Origin of the sequence: Variovorax paradoxus (assembly GCF_030815975.1) — a bacterium.
GTDB lineage: Bacteria > Pseudomonadota > Gammaproteobacteria > Burkholderiales > Burkholderiaceae_C > Variovorax > Variovorax paradoxus_N.
In genome coordinates, this window is the sequence record NZ_JAUSXL010000002.1 from 4,721,765 (window position 1) to 4,737,354 (window position 15,590).

Consider the following 15,590-nt stretch of genomic DNA (forward strand, 5'->3'; position numbering starts at 1 on the left):
CCATCCGCGAACTGCCCATCGATCCGCCGCCACAGGGCGATGCGCGCCATGGCATGCATCGCCGGCCTGGCGATGCACCCCGTCGCATCGCGCGCCCAGGCGGCGTTGCCGGCCGTCGAGGTATCGGCCGGCGAAACCGCTCCCGGCAGCAGCCTGGGCCTCGACGCACCGAGCGCGACCGGCTCGCGCCTGGGCCTTGCGCCGCGCGAGACGCCGGCCAGCGTCAGCAGCCTGGGCAGCGCCGACATCGCCGAACGCAACCTGGCCCGTGCGCAGGATGTCGCCGTTCGATTCCCCGGCGTCACCGAATCGCCGGCGCCCGGCAACGGCGGCACCCGCCTGGTCGCGCGGGGCTTCGCGGGGCACAACTCGGTGGCGCAACTGGTCGACGGCACCCGGCTGGTGGTGGCGTCCGGCACTGTGACCTATCCGTTCTCCACCTGGCCTTTCGAGTCGGTCGAGGTGCTCAGGGGGCCGGCCTCGGTGCTCTTTGGCGACGGTGCGATCGGAGCGGCAGTCAACTACATCACCAAGAAGCCCCGGTTCGACCGCACGGAGCGAGAAGCCTTCTTCAGCCTGGGCTCCTTCGGCACCCGGCAAGGCAGTATCGGCCTGCGCGGGCCGATCAATGACAGCCTGGCCTATTCCGTCTACGTCGACGCGGGCAAGAGCGATGGCTTTCGGCGCTTCGAGAATTACGACCGGCAGAACTACGCGCTCGCCCTTGCGGCGCGCCCGAGCAGCGCGCTCAAGTTCACGCTGTCGCTCGACGGCGGCCGCAATGACGATGCCCGCTACTTCGGCACGCCGCTCGTCGATGGCGTGCTCGACGGTCGCCTGCGGCGCACCAATTTCAACGTGGACGATTCCGTCGTGAAGTATGACGACCGCATGTGGCGCGCCAAGGCCGAATACCAGCTCGGCGACAGCATTCAGCTGCGCAATGAGCTCTACCACCTGACGGCCGGGCGCCACTGGCGCAACACCGAGGCCTACACGTTCAACAGGGCAGGCACGCGGGTCGGCCGCAGCGACTACGTCGAGATCCTGCACGACCAGGAGCAGACCGGTAACCGGTTCGATGCCACGCTCGACGGCACGCTCGGCGGCCTGAAGAACCGTTTCGTTGCCGGCCTGGACTGGTACCGCACAACCCTGTTGCACACCAACAATTCGCCCTACGGCGGCGCGAGCACGGTCGATCCGTTCTTCTTCACGCCCGGCAACTTCATCAGCCCGGTGCCAACGCGCCCGGGACGCCATTCGACACTGGAGACGACCGCGCTCTTCGCGGAGGATGCGCTGGAACTCGCCCCCGGATGGAAGCTCGTGACCGGCCTGCGCAGCGACCGCATGAGCTTCGACAACAACGATCTGCGCACAGGCACCCGTCTGTCGAAGAAATACAGTCCGGTCACGGGCCGCATCGGCGCGGTGTGGGCTCCCAGCGATGCGGTTTCCTTCTATGGCCAATACGGAACGGGAACCGACCCATTGAGCGGTGCGCTGTCGCTTCCGAACGGTGGCAACACCTTCGACCTGACCAAGGGCCGGCAGATCGAAGTGGGCGCCAAGGGCAGCCTGCCCGCAGTCAAGGGCGAATGGACGCTTGCCCTCTACCGCATCGAGAAGCGCAACCTGCTGTCCCGCGATGCCAGCGATCCCAGGGCCACTCAACAGGTCGGGCGCCAATCGTCGACCGGCATCGAACTGGCCATGGCGGCAGAGCCGCTGACCGGCTGGACGGTCGATGCCAATGCGGCGTTCCTGCGTGCCCGCTATGACGATTTCAACGAGGTGGTCGCCGGGCGTGCTGTCTCCCGCGCAGGCAACATCCCGATCGACGTGCCCGAACGCACGGCCAACCTGTGGACGGCTTACCGCTTCCTGCCTCGATGGCAGTTGGGCATCGGCGCACGTTACGTTGGCGAGCGGCAGTCCAATGCTGCCAACACGGCGCGGCTGCCGGCCTACACGGTGTTCGATGCGTCGCTGGCCTATGCGTATTCGCGCAGCCTGGACTTCAGCCTGGCCGTCAAGAACCTGACGGACCGCGACTACGCTGTTTCGGGCACCGGCAACGTGCGCTGGCTGCTCGGGGCGCCGCGCACGGTGCAACTGACGGCGCGTGCGCGCTTCTGACTGAGCGATTTGGCTGGCGGCGTGCGGCCGGCGACTGGCCCGTGATGAAGAAGGCGCTCATCTTTCTGCACAAGTGGCTGGGCATCGTGCTTGCGCTGTTCTTCCTCATGTGGTTTGTGAGCGGCGTCGTCCTGTACTTCGTGCCGTTCCCGAGCCTCACCCCCATCGAACGCCTGCAGGCTTTGCCGCCGCTGCAGTTGCCATCAGGGTGCTGCCTGACCGCCGACGAGGCGGCTCGGCGCGCCGGACTTCGCTTCAGCGAAGCGCGCCTGGGCATGGCGGGCGCGGAGCCGGTCTGGCGGCTGCGGGCGCATGAACGGCAGGGCGCCGCGCCATTCCATTGGCGAACGATTGATGCGCGCAGCGGGGCCTTGCAGCCACCGCTTTCGGACGCGCAGGCCGCCGCCGTGGCCGAAGCTTTCAGCGGGGGCCGCGCGCAACATGTCGAGCGACTGGAACGCGACCAGTGGACCGTGCCGCAGGGCCTCGATCCCTATCGGCCGCTGGTGAAGGTCGCTCTGGCTGGCGAGGACGGGCTGGAGCTCTACGTTTCGCCAGGGGCAGCGGAGGTCCTGCGCGACACGCGCCGTGCCGAGCGCTTCTGGAACTGGCTGGGTGCCGTGCCCCACTGGATCTATCCGACCGTGCTGCGGCAATTCCCTGCCGCCTGGCACCACGTCGTCGTGTGGCTCTCCCTTCCTGCGGCGCTGCTGGCCCTGAGCGGCGTGGTGCTTGGTCTCTGGCAACTGTTCCTGAACCGTTCGCGCTGGATTCCATACCGCAAGTTCTGGCTGCGCTGGCATCACATCGCGGGGCTGGTGGCAGGCATCTTCACGCTCACATGGATCTGTTCGGGCCTTCTGTCGATGAACCCGTTCGGCGTGTTTTCAACGCCGGGCGCGACGGCGGACGAGCGCGCGCGCTGGGCCGGTGCACCGGCCGAGGCCCGGCTCGATCCGGCCGAGGCGTTGGCACAGGCCAACCGGCGCGGCCTTGCAGCGCGTGAACTGGAGCTGTTGCAGGTTGCGGGGCAGCCTTGGTATCGGTTGCAAACTGCTGAAGACCAAGTGCTGGTGCGTGCGGACGTGCGCGATCCCTCGATGCCGGCGCAAGCGATTCCTGCACTGCCCGAGGCCACCATCCAGGCCTCGCTGGCAGCGTTGCGCCCGGAGGCCGGGGCTCCCGCGGTGCGCCGCATCGATTCCTACGACGATCTGTACTACGCACGCGAGGCTGCGGACCCGAACACCCGCCATACCCGTCCGCTGCCCGTGTGGCGCGCCGATTGGGCCGATGGCGTGGCCGTCTTCGCGGATCCTGCGTCGGCGCGCATTCTCTTGCGCAGCGACGCGTCGGGCCGCTGGCAGCGCGTTCTCTACCATGGTCTGCACAGCCTGGACTTTGCGCCGCTTCTCGCGCGCCCGTGGCTGCGCCATGCGCTGGTTCTGGGCTTCTCGCTGCTGGGGATCGGGCTGTGCGTCACTTCGTGCGTCATCGCCTGGCGCGCCCTTGTTCCCTCGCGGCGACGCCAGGCGTCAGCAGCAGCGGCGGCGGGCGCGCTCAGGCCGCAACAACGATCGGAAAGCGCGCCTGCAGCCCGTCCGCACTGCGCTCGAAAGGCACGGTGACGGCCTCCCTCGCGGCCTGCGGAAGGTTGCGCCAGATGAAGTCTCGCGCATTGCCCGGGTCGCCCGACACGTAGAGCTGCGTGGTCAGCAGTTCGCGCGCGCCGAGCTTCACCTTGACGTGGATGTGCGGCGCGCGGCCGCTGTAGGGCACGGGGCGGATGGTGCGGAAGCGGTAGTTGCCGTCTTCGCGCACCGTGACGCGGCCGAAGCCCTGGAAGGCGGCGTCGGCGCGGTCGCCGTCGCCGGGGTGGTGGTAGTGGCCGTTCTGGTCGCATTGCCAGATCTCGACCTGCGCGCCGCGCAGCGGCTTGCCGTCGAGATCGGTCACCGTCCCGTCGACCCAGGCCGGCTGGCCGCCGCGGTAGTCCAGCGTGCCGTTGCGCAGCAGATCGCCGTCGGAATCCTGCGGCAGGCGGACGGGGTAGAAGGGCCCTTCGGTCTGCGAAGGGGTGGCGAGCCGGCTTGCCGCCGGCTGCGCGCGGGCGCCCAGCCAGAGCGCGGGCATGGCGACGAGCGCTGCGGCGACGGTGCGCCGGGGAAGGCCGGGTGCTGATAGGGCGTTCATGGCAGGTCAGAGCCGCGGCGCATGCGCCGAGTTCCGCGCGCGGCCGAGCGGTGTCCGGTCGTGCTTGAATGCACTGGTGAATCCGACCTTTCTCATGCCCGAACAGCTGCCACTCCCAGGCATCGATCCCGCGCCCCCGCCGCTGCGCCGTGCGCGCAGCACCGCGCCCCGCAAGGAGCGCCCGCCGCGCTCCCTGTTCTTCGCGATCTTTCCGCGCCCTGAAGACGCCGCGTCGATTGCCGCGCTGGCGGCGCGTCTCAAGGACCGGCATGCGCTGAAGGGCAAGCTGACCGAGGCGCATCGCCTGCATGTCACGCTGCATCACCTCGGACATTTTCCGGCGGTGCCCCGCGAAACGGTGCAGACCGCCCTGGAGGCCGCTGCCGCCGTGGCGCCGCCCTCGTTCGACGTGGTGTTCGACGAGGCCATGCGCTTCGAGCAGAGCAAGGCCTTTGTGCTGTGCGGCGGCGGCAGCGGCACGTCGGCGCTGGTGGCATTCAGGCAGCGCCTTGGCGAGGCACTGGCGGATGCGGGCTTCAAGCCCGAGCGCGGCTTCACGCCCCACATGACGCTGGCCTACACGCCGCGGAAGATCGAGCCGCATTCCATCGAGCCGGTCCGGTGGATGGCCGGCTCGTTCTCGCTGATCGAAAGCCACGTCGGCGAAGGCATCCACGAGGTGCTGGGGCGATGGCCTTGGGACCGGACTGCCTGAGGTTAGGCATCGTCTGTTGTGCATCGCGCCTGTGCGATCTGTATCTGTTCTTGAAGGACCGGATGGCGACAATGAGGCTTCGCCAGATGGAAGCCAAATGACTGCGCAAACCCGAGACCAGATTGCCGACCGGATCGCCGCCGAGCTGGGCCACAGCTTCGAGGGCGAGCTCGTCGCCGGCGGCAACTACATACCCGTCGTGCGCGACGGCCGCACGCTCTACACCAGCGGCCAGGTGCCGCGCGTGGGCACCACGGTGGTCGTCACCGGCCGCGTAGGCGAGCAGGTGCCGCTCGGCAGGGCCCGCGAAGCCGCGCAGATCTGCGCCTTGCGCTGCCTGGCGCTGCTGCGCCGCGAACTGGGTTCGCTCGACGGCATCGAGAAGGTGCTGCGCGTCGGCGTCTTCGTGCAGTGCACGGCCGATTTCACGCAGCAAAGCGAAGTGGCCGATGCGGCCTCCGAGCTGCTGCACCGCGTGTTCGGCGAGGCCGGCGTGCATGTGCGCACGGCGGTCGGCGTCTATGCGCTGCCGAAGAATGCAAGCGTAGAGCTGGAGATGACGGTGGCGGCCAAGGAGAACGCAGGCCGTGGCAACTAGCGCTTCGGCAGGCCGGCGATGTCCCGCGCAAGCGACGCAATCGTCAGCGGCGCACAGCCTTCGGCGTTGTTGCTCACCGTGACGTAGGCCAGCTGGCCCGCGCCGGTGGTGCCCGTGATCACGCGGGCCAGTGCCTCGCGGGTTTCGGGATCGGGGTCGACGATCCTGTCGAACGGACCATAGAGCTTTTCCGCATCTTCATAGCCAAAGCGGCCGTGGCGGCGGTGCAGGTTCCAGCGGCACACCAGCGGCCCGGGCCAGAGCGCGCGCAGCATCGGCAGCTGGTCTTCGATCGGCGGCATCTTGGCGTGCAGGCCCATGCAGTAGGTGGCGCCCACGCTGCGCAGCATGTCGGCGAAAGCGGGGCAGAGCAGTTGCGGATCGCGCACTTCGACTGCGATCACGGCATCGGGCGCTGTCGGCTTCAGGCCGGGCAGTGCTTCGAGCATCTCGCCGATGCGGGCGAGCAGCGCGGGCTGGTCGGCCAACAACTGCCCAGGAATCGGGCTCAGCTGGAACACCAGCGCGCCGATGCGGTGGCCCAGCCCGTCGAGGGCCGGCTGCACGAATTCCTGGATCGCGATCTCGCTGTTCAGGAACACCGGGTTGGCCTGCGTGCCGCGGCCGCTTTCGTCGCGCACGGTGGCATCGGTCACGAGGCTCGGCGCCTTCACCACGAAGCGGAAGTCGTCGGGCACCATCGCCGCGTAGCGCGCGTACTGGCTCGCGGTGAGCGCGCGGTAGAAGTTGCGGTCCAGGCTCACCGTGCGGAAAAGCGGGTGCCGGGCGAGGGCGGACAGTCCGTTCTTCGACAGCAACGCCTCGGCGTAGTCGCCGTCCCAGACGAGGTTGGCCCAGCCAGGGTAGCTCCATGAAGAGGTGCCGAGGCGCAAGCCGGCCGGAAGCGCCCCGGCCAGCTCGACCAGTGCCGGATCGGTGGGCGCCGGCACCACGGTGCCGCCGCGCGGCTTCTTCTTTGCGGGCGGCTCGGCCTCGGCCTCTGGCGGCACGGCCGGGGGCGCCTCGGGCGGGCGCGGAAGATCGGGGAAAAGGGAGTCCTGCACTTCATCAGCCATGTTGGGGCCGCATTCTCGGCCAACACCGGGTGGCCGGGCCGCGCCGGGCACAATCCGCGCCATGAAACAGTGGTTGCGCACGCAGGGTGGCTGGTGGCTGGCATGGCTGGCCCTCACGGCCGCGGGCGCGGTGTGGCTGGCGCGCGCCGAGCTCGCGCAGCTGCAACAGGATTTCGAGACCGACGCGCGCATCGCCCACCGGCTCATGAGCCAGCAGGTGGTGCAGTACGACGCGGTGCTGGCCACGCTCGCGCTGCTCGAGCCTGGCGACGGCGCAGACCGTCCGGAGCAGCGCCTGTCGTCGGTCTATCCGTCGATCCTGCGCGTGCAGCGGCGCGGACGCGACGAAACCTGGCCCGACGAGAAACAGGCCAGCGCGTTGAGCGCCGCGGAAGCGCGTTCGCGCAGCCAGCGCCGCGCCGAACTGGCGGGGCTGGACCTCGCGCAGGGCCGCTACCAGCTCGTGATGGGCGCCACGCCCATCAGCTACGCCCTCGAAATCGATCTGCCCGGCTCGGTGCCGTGGCGCGACTGGCCGATGGACCCGAAGCAGAGTCCCGTGCGCGTGAGCCTGCAGCAGGGCGCGCAGCAGTTCGTTCTGCAACCGGGGCGGGCGGCGCAGCCGGGCGCGAATGGCTGGCACTTCCGCCTCGCCAAGCCCCTGGCTTCGCCGAGCCAGCCTTTCGATCTCGTGGCCGAACGCCACGTGGGCTGGGCCGAACTGCCATGGCGCAGCATTGCCGGCTGGGCCGTGGCGGCGGCGCTGTTGCTGGCCGGCCTGTGGACCGTGCAGCGCCAGCGCATCGCGCGCCGCCGGGCGGAGGAGCTGCTGCGGCTCGGCCAGGTGGCGCGGCTCAATGCATTGGGCGAGCTCTCGGCAGGGCTGGCGCACGAACTGAACCAGCCGCTCACGGCCGTGCTCGCCAACGCACAGGCCGCGCGCCGGCTGCTCGACGACGATCCTCCCGACCTGGCCACGGCACGCAATGCGATGGGGCAGGCCGTGGAGCAGGCGCGCCGCGCGGCCGGCGTGGTCGGCCGGCTGCGCCGCGTGATCGAACGCCCCGAGGCCGGCGGCGACGTGAAGCCGCTGGTGCTGCAGGAGGTGGTGCGCAGCGCCATGCATCTGCTGGCGCCCGAGTTCGCACAGCGTGGCGTTGCCGCGCAGTTCGACGCCACGGCCCAGGCGCCGATGCGCGTGCAGGCCGAAGCGGTGGCACTCGAGCAGATCGTGCACAACCTGCTGATGAACGCCTTGCAGGCGCTCGACCTGGTGCCCGCATCCGAACGCCGCCTCGCGGTTTCGGTCGGCCGCAATGGCCAGGAGGGCGTGCTGACCGTGACCGACAACGGACGCGGCATTGCGCCCGAAGCCATGCCGCGTCTCTTCGAGCCCTTCTTCAGCACGCGCGAAGGCGGCCTGGGCCTTGGCCTGAGCCTCAGCGAAACACTGGCAAGCGGCATGGGCGGCAGCCTCTCCGCGGCCAATGCGGCGCCGCGCGGCGCGCGCTTCACGCTGCTGCTGCCGCTGGTGGCGGCGTCCAAGGAGCGCATGGCATGAACGCCTCGGCCACCCACCAGCCGCAATCGCCGCTGATCCATCTCATCGACGACGACCAGGCGGTGCGCGACAGCCTGTCGCTGCTGATCGGCACGGTCGGCCTGCGGGTGCAGGGCTGGGCCGATCCGCAGGCCTTCATCGACGGCTTCGACCGCGCGAGCGTCGGCGCCATCGTGCTCGACGTGCGCATGCCCGGCGTCAGCGGCCTCACGGTGCTCGACCGGCTCATGGCGCAGGGTGTCGACCAGCCGGTGATTATGCTCACCGGCCATGGCACGGTCGAGATGTGCCGCCGCGCCTTCAAGGCCGGCGCGGCCGAGTTCCTCGAGAAACCGGTGGACGATGAGCAACTGCTCGAAGCCCTGCAGCAGGCGGTGCGCCAGCATGTGCGTTCGCGTGCACGCTCGCAGGCCGATAACGCGGCGCGCGAGCAGGTGGCGCAGCTGTCGGAGCGCGAGCGCGAGGTGCTGGCCTTCATCGTGCAGGGGCTCACCAACAAGGAGATCGCGCGCATGCTCGCACTGTCGCCGCGCACGGTCGAGACGCACCGCGCCAACCTGTTCGCCAAGCTCGACTGCGATTCGCTCGCGCAGCTGATCCGGCGCTACGCCGTGCTGGCGACCGGCGAAGACTGAGAGCCGGCGCTCCGTAGAACTACGCAGCGCCGGGCGTAGCCGTACGAATGGCTGCGGCGGGCCGTGTTTTCTACAGTGGCGCAGCCGCCGGCAAGCAGCCGGCGCCATCACCCTGCATCCACTGGAGAAAACCAAAAATGCGTTCCAACCTTCGCTTCGGCAGCCTCGCCATCCTGCTTGCCGCCTCGGCCGTCCAGGCCCAGACGCCGGCACCTGCCGTGCGCACCGAAAAGAACATCTCGCTCGCGCTGGCCAACCAGATCGCGGCCGAAGCCGTGGCGGCCTGCGCCGCCAACGGCTACAACGTGGCCGCCACCGTGGTCGACCGCGCCGGCACCGTGCGCGCCGTACAGCGCGCCGACAATGCCGGCCCGCACACGCTGGTTTCGAGCGAGCGCAAGGCATGGACCTCGGCATCGGCCAAGAGCGCGACGCAGGCCATGATGGAAGGCGCGCAGAAGAACCCCGGTGCCGCGAACCTGGTGTACCTGCCGGGCTTCCTGCTGCTGGGCGGCGGCGTGCCGGTGAAGTCGGGCAACGAAGTGATTGGCGCCGTGGGTGTCGGCGGTGCGCCGGGCGGCCACCTGGACGACCAGTGCGCCAACGCCGCCATCGAGAGGGTCAAGGGCCAGTTGGGCTGATGATGAAGCACGGCATCCGGTGCGGGCTGCTGGCGGTCGCGCTGGGGCTGGGCGCATCGGCCGGTGTGTCGGCCCAAGTGCCGCCGCAGCCCGCCGAGCTGCTGGCCTATGAAGGGCTGCACCGGGCGGCCTGGCAGGGCGACCTGCCGAAACTGAAGGGCTTGATCGCGTCCGGCGCCCATCTCGATGCGCGCGATGCGCGGGGCCGTACGCCCCTGCATGTCGCCACCCATGCCCGGCAGCGCGAGGCGGTGAAGCTGCTCGCCAAGGCCGGCGCGAACCTCGACCTGCTCGATGACGACCGCTACGACGCCGTCACCATCGCCTCGGTGGCCGACGATGCCGCGACGCTCGCGGTGCTGCTGTCGCTCGGCGCGAAGGCCGGGCAGGTGACGAGCCGCCACGACGGCACCGCGCTGATTGCCGCCGCGCATCTGGGGCATGACGAAGTGGTGCGCCAGCTGATCGCGGCCGGCGCGCCGCTCGACCATGTCAACAACCTGCACTGGACGGCGGTGATCGAATCGATCGTGCTCGGCGACGGCGGTCCGCGCCACCAGCGCACGCTGGCCGCGCTGATCGATGCCGGCGCCAACCTCGCGCTGGCCGACCGCCAGGGCAACACGCCGCTCCAGCTGGCCCGGGCCCGCGGCTACACGGCCATGGTGAAACTGCTGGAGGCGCCGCGTGCAAGATAGGGCGGCTCGGGGACAATCGGAGTCTCGCCAGGAGGAAACCGCCCCATGTACATGCCGCCGCAATTCAACGCCAAGGACCCGGCCATCGCGCTGGAACTGATGCGCGCACACCCGTTTGCCAGCTTGATCTCGAACGACGACGAGGGCCTGCCCTACGTCACGCACCTGCCGCTGGTGGCTGAGCCGCAAGAGGACGGCCAGCTGGTGCTGCTGGGCCACTGCGCCAAGCCCAATCCGCACTGGCGCTACCTGCAGGCGCGGCCGCAGGCCGTCGCCACCTTTCTCGGCCCGCATGCCTACCTCTCGCCCTCGGTCTATCCGGACCTCGCGCGCGTGCCGACCTGGAACTACCTGGTGGTGCACTGCACCGTGGAGGCCCGGCTGATCGAAGAGCCCGCGGCCAAGGACGCTCTGCTCAAGAAGCTCATCGGCGAGCACGAGCCTGGCTACGCGCAGCAATGGCGCGACCTGGGCGAAGAGTTCCAGCTCAAGATGCTGGCCGGCATCGTCGGTTTCGAAATGCGTGTGACCGCACTGCAGTGCAAGGTCAAGCTGAACCAGCACCGGCGCGAATCGCATGCCGCCATGCATGCCGTCTACAGCGCCGGCACGCCGGACGAGAAGGCACTGGCTGCGTGGATGGATCGCCTCGGCATGATGGCCGAAGCGCCGGTGGCGGAAGGAAGCTGAGATGCGCGTGTTCGGATTGCTCGGCCTGGTGCTGGCGCTCGTGGTCGCCGGGCTGGTCGCGAAGAAGCAGCTGACGAGCGCCGCGGCGCCCGCACCCGGCGAGGCGCCAGCCGATGTGCGCACGCAGGCCCAGCAGGTCCAGAAACAGGTCAAGGAAGCGCTCGACGCCGCGGCGCAGGCGCGCAAGATGCCGGATGACAACTGATCCCGCCTCCAGGCAAATGGACGACGCGCACTGGATGGCGCTGGCGCTGGCCGAGGCGCGCCTTGCGGCCGAGGCGGGCGAAGTGCCGGTCGGCGCGGTGCTGATCAGGAACGGGCAGCTCGTCGCCACCGGGCGCAACACGCCGGTCGCGCAGCACGACCCGAGCGCCCATGCCGAGATCAACGCACTGCGCGCCGGCGCCGCCGCGCTCGGCAACTACCGGCTCGACGGCTGCGAGCTGTTCGTCACGCTCGAGCCTTGCGCGATGTGCGCGGGCGCCATGCTGCATGCGCGGCTCGCGCGCGTGGCGTTCGGCGCGGCCGACCCCCGGACCGGCGCGGCCGGCTCGGTGCTCGATCTCTTTGCCGAACCGCGGCTGAACCACCGCACGCAAGTGCAGGGCGGTGTGCTGGCGGCGGAGTGCGGCGCGGTGCTGCAAGCTTTCTTCCAGCAGCGCCGCGACGCAGCGCGCGAGCACGCCGAGCCCTTGTGCGACGACGCGCTGCGCACGCCGCCCGAGCGCTTCGACGCGCTCGCCGACTACGCCTTCGAACCGCGCCACGTCCAGGACCTGCCCAGCCTGCAAGGCTGGCGCATGCACTATCTCGACGAGGGTCCGCAAGACGGTTCGGCCGCCTGCTGCCTTTGCCTTCATGGTCCCGGCGAATGGGGCTACTTTTTCCGCCACCTGGTCGGTAAGCCCGGGCTGCGCACGCTCGTGCCCGACCTGATCGGCTTCGGCAAGAGCGACAAGCCCAAGCGCGAAGCAGCGCACCGGCTCGAATGGCACTGCCAGGTCTTGAACGAATGGCTGGCCCGCATGCAGCCGGCGCCGATGGTGCTGGTGCACAGCGCCGCGGCCACCGGGCTCGCCACGCGGCTGCGGGCCGAAAGGCCCGGCCTGTTTGCGGCCGTGCTGCTCGCCCCCGATGGCGGCGAGCCGGTGGGCGATGCATGGCGCGCACCGTTCCCGGACCGCGGCTACCAGGCCGCGCTGCGTGCGCTCGGCCCCATGGCGTCGTCCTCCGGCCCGAGCGTCGAGCAGGCCGCGCTGCTCGCACTGGAGGTGCGCAACGCAATGGGATACTCGACGCCGTGAGCAAACACATCTACATCTTTTCCCCTTCCAGTTCGATCCGCGACAAGGCCGCCTTCCGGCGCGGCGTGGCAAGACTCAAGGCCCTGGGCTACGAGGTCGAAGTCGACGAAGCGGCGCTGGCCGTGCACCAGCGCTTTGCAGGCGACGACGCGACGCGGCTCGCCTCCATCAGCCGCGCTGCCGCCAGCGGCGCCGACATTGCGCTGATCGCACGCGGCGGCTACGGCCTCACGCGCATCCTCGACGCCATTCCGTACAAGGCCGTGGCCAAGGCAATCCAGCGCGGCACCGAATTCGTCGGCCTCAGCGACTTCACCGCGCTGCAGTGCGCGCTGCTCGCCAAGACCGGCGCCGTGACCTGGGCCGGCCCCGCGGTCGGCGAAGACTTCGGCGCCGAAGGCGGTGCTGACGACATCATGGAAGCCTGCTTCGACGACCTGGTGAGCGGGCAGGGCGAAGGCACCGGCTGGCGCATGCCCGTGCGCGATGCCGGCCTGAAGCTAAAGCCCGTGCACGACGCCACCTTGTGGGGCGGCAACCTGTGCGTGCTCACGAGCCTGATCGGAACCCCCTATTTCCCGGCGGTGGAGAAGGGCGTGCTTTTCATCGAGGACACCAACGAACATCCCTACCGCATCGAGCGCATGCTCGAGCAGCTGCGCATGGCCGGCGTGCTGGCCAAGCAGCGCGCCATCGTCTTCGGCCAGTTCACGGGCATGCGCAAGGTGCCGGGCTACGACCGCGGCTTCGGGTTCGATGCGGTGGTCGACCGGCTGCGCGCCACGCTCAAGGTGCCGGTGCTCACCGGCCTGCCTTTCGGGCATGTGCAGACCAAGGTGCTGCTGCCCGTGGGCGCGAAGGTCGAACTGGCGGCCGAAGGACGCGACGTCTTCATGGTGTGGGGCCATCAGCATGGCCACCACGAGCATGACCACGATCACGCCCAGGCGCATTGAACGCAGGGCGCTGCGGTATCAGTGCACTCAGTGGGTGAAGCGCTGATGGGCGCGCGGGCCCATCGAGCCGGGCAGGCCGCCCTTGAACATGCTGTTGATGGTTTTCATCTGGCGGCGGGCCGCGGTTTCGCCGTCGATGGCGCTCAGGGCAAGCATCACGTCCTGACGCAGGTACCAGAGCGCTTCCACGTCGGTTGCAAAGCGCACGCGCTGGGCCACGCGCTGGACCGAGTGCCCGCCGTGAACCTGCAGCACCGACAGCATGGCGGCCCGGATGCGTCCCAACTGGTTCTCTCCCACCCGGGGAGACCCGACACCGGGAATTCCGAGGAGGCGGAAAAAACGACGAAAGAGCAGCATGAGGACAAAAAGCGTATTGCCGGGAGCCAGAACGGTCGCTACCTTAAGCTTCAGGCGCACGATTAACAAGTTCTGGAACATTGTTTCTGTTTGCAAACAACACACTTTACGTCGCACTTGAAGAAGCAGCAGAGATTTGACTACTAAAGTTATATACGCATAAGCAACTGCTGCCACAGCATGGACGTCAATTCCACAGTCGTTTTCGCGGACCTGACCGGAAGCTCCAGGGTTTTCGAGGCCATGGGAAATGCGCGCGCCACCGACATGGTGACGCGGCTGACCCATTGGATCGGCAGCATCTGCGAGGCCCACGAGGGCCGGGTGGTGAAGTCGCTCGGCGACGGCGTGTTTGCCATTTTTTCCAATGCCGCCACGGCCATGCAGGCCGTGATCGAGCTGCAGCGCTACCACCAGAAGCGCCTCATGGCCTGGCCGGTGCCGCTGCGCATGGCGCTGCAGATCGGCGTGGCGAGCGGCGAGGTGGTCGAGGTCGAGGGCGACTGCTTCGGCGACGCGGTCAACCTGGCTTCGCGCCTGAGCGACTTGGCCGGACCCGGCCAGATCTGGGCCACCGACACGGCCATTGCGCAGCTGGGCGAAACCGGCGTCCGGCATCGCGACCTGGGCCTCATCACCATCCGCGGACGCAGCGAAATGTCGGCCGTCCACCGCATCGACTGGCAAGAGGAAATGACGTCGCTCCTCACGCTGCCGGCCGCGCTGGCGCCGCCGCGGCCGCCCGATTCGTCGCCGGGCCAGATCGAGCTGGCATGGCTCGACGTCCGCGCCATGTTCCGCACCGAAGAGCTGCCGATCCATCTCGGGCGGGTGCACGACGCGCAGTTCGTGGTGAACGATCCGCGCGTCTCGAGGCTGCATGCGCGCATCGAACTGCGGCACGGCAGCTGCGTGCTGACCGATCTGAGCACCTACGGCACCTGGGTGCGGTTTCATGGCAACGGCGCGCCGAGCCACGAAGTCGCGCTGCGTCGCGAGGAATGCGTGCTGCACGGACGCGGCGAGATCGGCCTTGGCGCGCCGCTGAGCGATTTCACCGCGCCGACCATCGCCTTCAACACGGCGGGCGCCGAGGTGCAACTTTCGCGCCGCGAGATCACGAGCTGAGTGCCGCATACGCGCGCGCAGTGACGTTTGGCAACGATCGGGCGCGGCTGCAGGTGCACTTGCAGAGTGCCTCGAGCGTTGGAACCACCATGGGGAGCTGGTCGTCAGCACCCTCTCAAGGGAGCCGCAGTGAAATTCAAAAACAAACGTTCTTCTGTCTTCAAATGGATGGCCCTCGGCGCGATCGCGGCCAGTGCGCTGCTGGCCGCGGGTGCCGCCAGCGCGCGCGGCAGCTGGTCGGTGCAGATCGGCGCGGGCGGCTATCCGGCGCCGTACTACGCACCGCCGCCGCCCGCCTACTATCCGCAGCCGATCTACTACGCGCCGGCACCGCCGGTGTACTACCGGCCGCCGCCCCCCGTGTATTACCGCCCGGCGCCCGTCTATGCACCGCCGCCCGGACGGATCTACTACGGGCCAGGCTATCCCTATCGTCCGCCGAACGGCGACGAATGGGAGAACGACCGGGAATACGAAGACCGGGACTGACCGGCCGAACGCGCTCAGCGCGGCGCGGACAGGATGGCGGACAGCTCGCCCATGTCGATGGGCTTCTGAAGATGGTGGTCGAACAGGTTCCGCGTTGCGGCGCCGCCCGCCTCTTCCTGCGAAAAACCCGAAATAGCCACGAGCAGCCGCGGGCCGCGGTCCGCCGCTGCCGATCGCAGCCGCCGCGCCACCTCTGCGCCGGAAAAGTCGGGCAGCGTGAGGTCGATGAGCGCCGCATCGAAGCGCTCCTCGGCAGCGGCATCCATGGCCTGTTGCGCCGTGTAGGTGCAGCGAGCGGTATGGTCCTGCAGCGTCAGGAGTTCCTGCAGCAGGTCTGCCGCAGCTTCGTTGTCATCGACGATCAGCACATTCATCCACCCAGTATCCCGGTCAATTGCCTCCCG

At 69.1% G+C, this 15,590-nt stretch carries 18 protein-coding genes; 14 read left to right on the forward strand and 4 right to left on the reverse strand.

Features of this window, described 5'->3' with window-relative positions; translation table 11 throughout:
* Window positions 1-48 precede the first annotated feature (48 nt).
* Together QFZ47_RS25960 and QFZ47_RS25965 are read left to right on the forward strand one after the other, a co-directional pair.
* Window positions 49-2,142, forward strand: coding sequence for a TonB-dependent receptor (locus QFZ47_RS25960; RefSeq protein ID WP_307658366.1), 2,094 nt, complete (start codon window positions 49-51; stop codon window positions 2,140-2,142).
* 44 nt (window positions 2,143-2,186) lie between these two features.
* Window positions 2,187-3,770, forward strand: coding sequence for a PepSY domain-containing protein (locus QFZ47_RS25965; protein WP_307658367.1), 1,584 nt, complete (start codon window positions 2,187-2,189; stop codon window positions 3,768-3,770).
* On the opposite strand, the gene QFZ47_RS25970 is transcribed toward QFZ47_RS25965, so the two are convergent.
* On the reverse strand, window positions 3,703-4,335 hold the full coding sequence (locus QFZ47_RS25970) for a dioxygenase family protein (protein WP_442480560.1): 633 nt from the start codon (window positions 4,333-4,335) through the stop codon (window positions 3,703-3,705). The two genes, QFZ47_RS25965 and QFZ47_RS25970, sit on opposite strands and share 68 nt — an antisense overlap.
* 76 nt (window positions 4,336-4,411) lie before the next feature.
* Between QFZ47_RS25970 and thpR the strand changes: the two genes are divergently transcribed.
* Window positions 4,412-5,050, forward strand: a complete 639-nt coding sequence (thpR, locus tag QFZ47_RS25975) for an RNA 2',3'-cyclic phosphodiesterase (RefSeq protein WP_307658368.1) — start codon at window positions 4,412-4,414, stop codon at window positions 5,048-5,050.
* A gap of 97 nt (window positions 5,051-5,147) precedes the next feature.
* Complete coding sequence (locus QFZ47_RS25980; RefSeq protein ID WP_307658369.1) at window positions 5,148-5,648, forward strand: RidA family protein; 501 nt, start codon at window positions 5,148-5,150, stop codon at window positions 5,646-5,648.
* On the opposite strand, the gene QFZ47_RS25985 is transcribed toward QFZ47_RS25980, so the two are convergent.
* On the reverse strand, window positions 5,645-6,724 hold the full coding sequence (locus tag QFZ47_RS25985) for a DUF72 domain-containing protein (RefSeq protein ID WP_307658370.1): 1,080 nt from the start codon (window positions 6,722-6,724) through the stop codon (window positions 5,645-5,647). The genes QFZ47_RS25980 and QFZ47_RS25985 overlap by 4 nt on opposite strands.
* Window positions 6,725-6,785: 61 nt before the next feature.
* On the opposite strand from QFZ47_RS25985, the gene QFZ47_RS25990 reads away from it, so the two are divergent.
* The 8 genes from QFZ47_RS25990 to QFZ47_RS26025 all read left to right on the forward strand — a co-directional run bounded on the left by QFZ47_RS25990 (window position 6,786) and on the right by QFZ47_RS26025 (window position 13,209).
* On the forward strand, window positions 6,786-8,285 hold the full coding sequence (locus QFZ47_RS25990) for a sensor histidine kinase (RefSeq protein ID WP_307658371.1): 1,500 nt from the start codon (window positions 6,786-6,788) through the stop codon (window positions 8,283-8,285).
* The gene (locus QFZ47_RS25995; RefSeq protein WP_307658372.1) at window positions 8,282-8,920 is read left to right on the forward strand and encodes a response regulator transcription factor; all 639 of its coding nucleotides are present in this window, start codon (window positions 8,282-8,284) and stop codon (window positions 8,918-8,920) included. Before QFZ47_RS25990 ends, QFZ47_RS25995 begins: the two co-directional genes overlap by 4 nt.
* Window positions 8,921-9,057: 137 nt before the next feature.
* Complete coding sequence (locus tag QFZ47_RS26000) at window positions 9,058-9,561, forward strand: GlcG/HbpS family heme-binding protein (protein WP_307658373.1); 504 nt, start codon at window positions 9,058-9,060, stop codon at window positions 9,559-9,561.
* Complete coding sequence (locus tag QFZ47_RS26005) at window positions 9,561-10,259, forward strand: ankyrin repeat domain-containing protein (RefSeq protein WP_307658374.1); 699 nt, start codon at window positions 9,561-9,563, stop codon at window positions 10,257-10,259. Before QFZ47_RS26000 ends, QFZ47_RS26005 begins: the two co-directional genes overlap by 1 nt.
* A 45-nt stretch (window positions 10,260-10,304) precedes the next feature.
* Complete coding sequence (locus tag QFZ47_RS26010) at window positions 10,305-10,949, forward strand: FMN-binding negative transcriptional regulator (protein ID WP_307658375.1); 645 nt, start codon at window positions 10,305-10,307, stop codon at window positions 10,947-10,949.
* Between the two features lies 1 nt (window position 10,950).
* A complete protein-coding gene (locus QFZ47_RS26015) occupies window positions 10,951-11,154 on the forward strand; it encodes a hypothetical protein (RefSeq protein WP_307658376.1) in 204 nt (67 codons plus the stop codon).
* Window positions 11,144-12,253, forward strand: a complete 1,110-nt coding sequence (gene tadA, locus QFZ47_RS26020; protein WP_307658377.1) for a tRNA adenosine(34) deaminase TadA — start codon at window positions 11,144-11,146, stop codon at window positions 12,251-12,253. The genes QFZ47_RS26015 and tadA overlap by 11 nt, the downstream gene beginning before the upstream one ends.
* A complete protein-coding gene (locus tag QFZ47_RS26025; RefSeq protein ID WP_307658378.1) occupies window positions 12,250-13,209 on the forward strand; it encodes an LD-carboxypeptidase in 960 nt (319 codons plus the stop codon). The genes tadA and QFZ47_RS26025 overlap by 4 nt, the downstream gene beginning before the upstream one ends.
* A 27-nt stretch (window positions 13,210-13,236) precedes the next feature.
* Here the strand turns inward: QFZ47_RS26025 and QFZ47_RS26030 are convergent, their stop codons facing one another.
* The gene (locus tag QFZ47_RS26030; RefSeq protein WP_307658379.1) at window positions 13,237-13,650 is read right to left on the reverse strand and encodes a hypothetical protein; all 414 of its coding nucleotides are present in this window, start codon (window positions 13,648-13,650) and stop codon (window positions 13,237-13,239) included.
* 99 nt (window positions 13,651-13,749) lie between these two features.
* Between QFZ47_RS26030 and QFZ47_RS26035 the strand changes: the two genes are divergently transcribed.
* Window positions 13,750-14,697: an adenylate/guanylate cyclase domain-containing protein gene (locus QFZ47_RS26035; RefSeq protein ID WP_307658380.1), complete on the forward strand. Its 948-nt coding sequence runs from the start codon at window positions 13,750-13,752 to the stop codon at window positions 14,695-14,697.
* A 129-nt stretch (window positions 14,698-14,826) separates the two neighbouring features.
* A complete protein-coding gene (locus QFZ47_RS26040; RefSeq protein ID WP_307658381.1) occupies window positions 14,827-15,186 on the forward strand; it encodes a hypothetical protein in 360 nt (119 codons plus the stop codon).
* 14 nt (window positions 15,187-15,200) lie between these two features.
* Here QFZ47_RS26040 and QFZ47_RS26045 read toward each other — a convergent pair whose 3' ends face one another.
* On the reverse strand, window positions 15,201-15,560 hold the full coding sequence (locus QFZ47_RS26045; protein WP_307658382.1) for a response regulator: 360 nt from the start codon (window positions 15,558-15,560) through the stop codon (window positions 15,201-15,203).
* Window positions 15,561-15,590 lie beyond the last annotated feature (30 nt).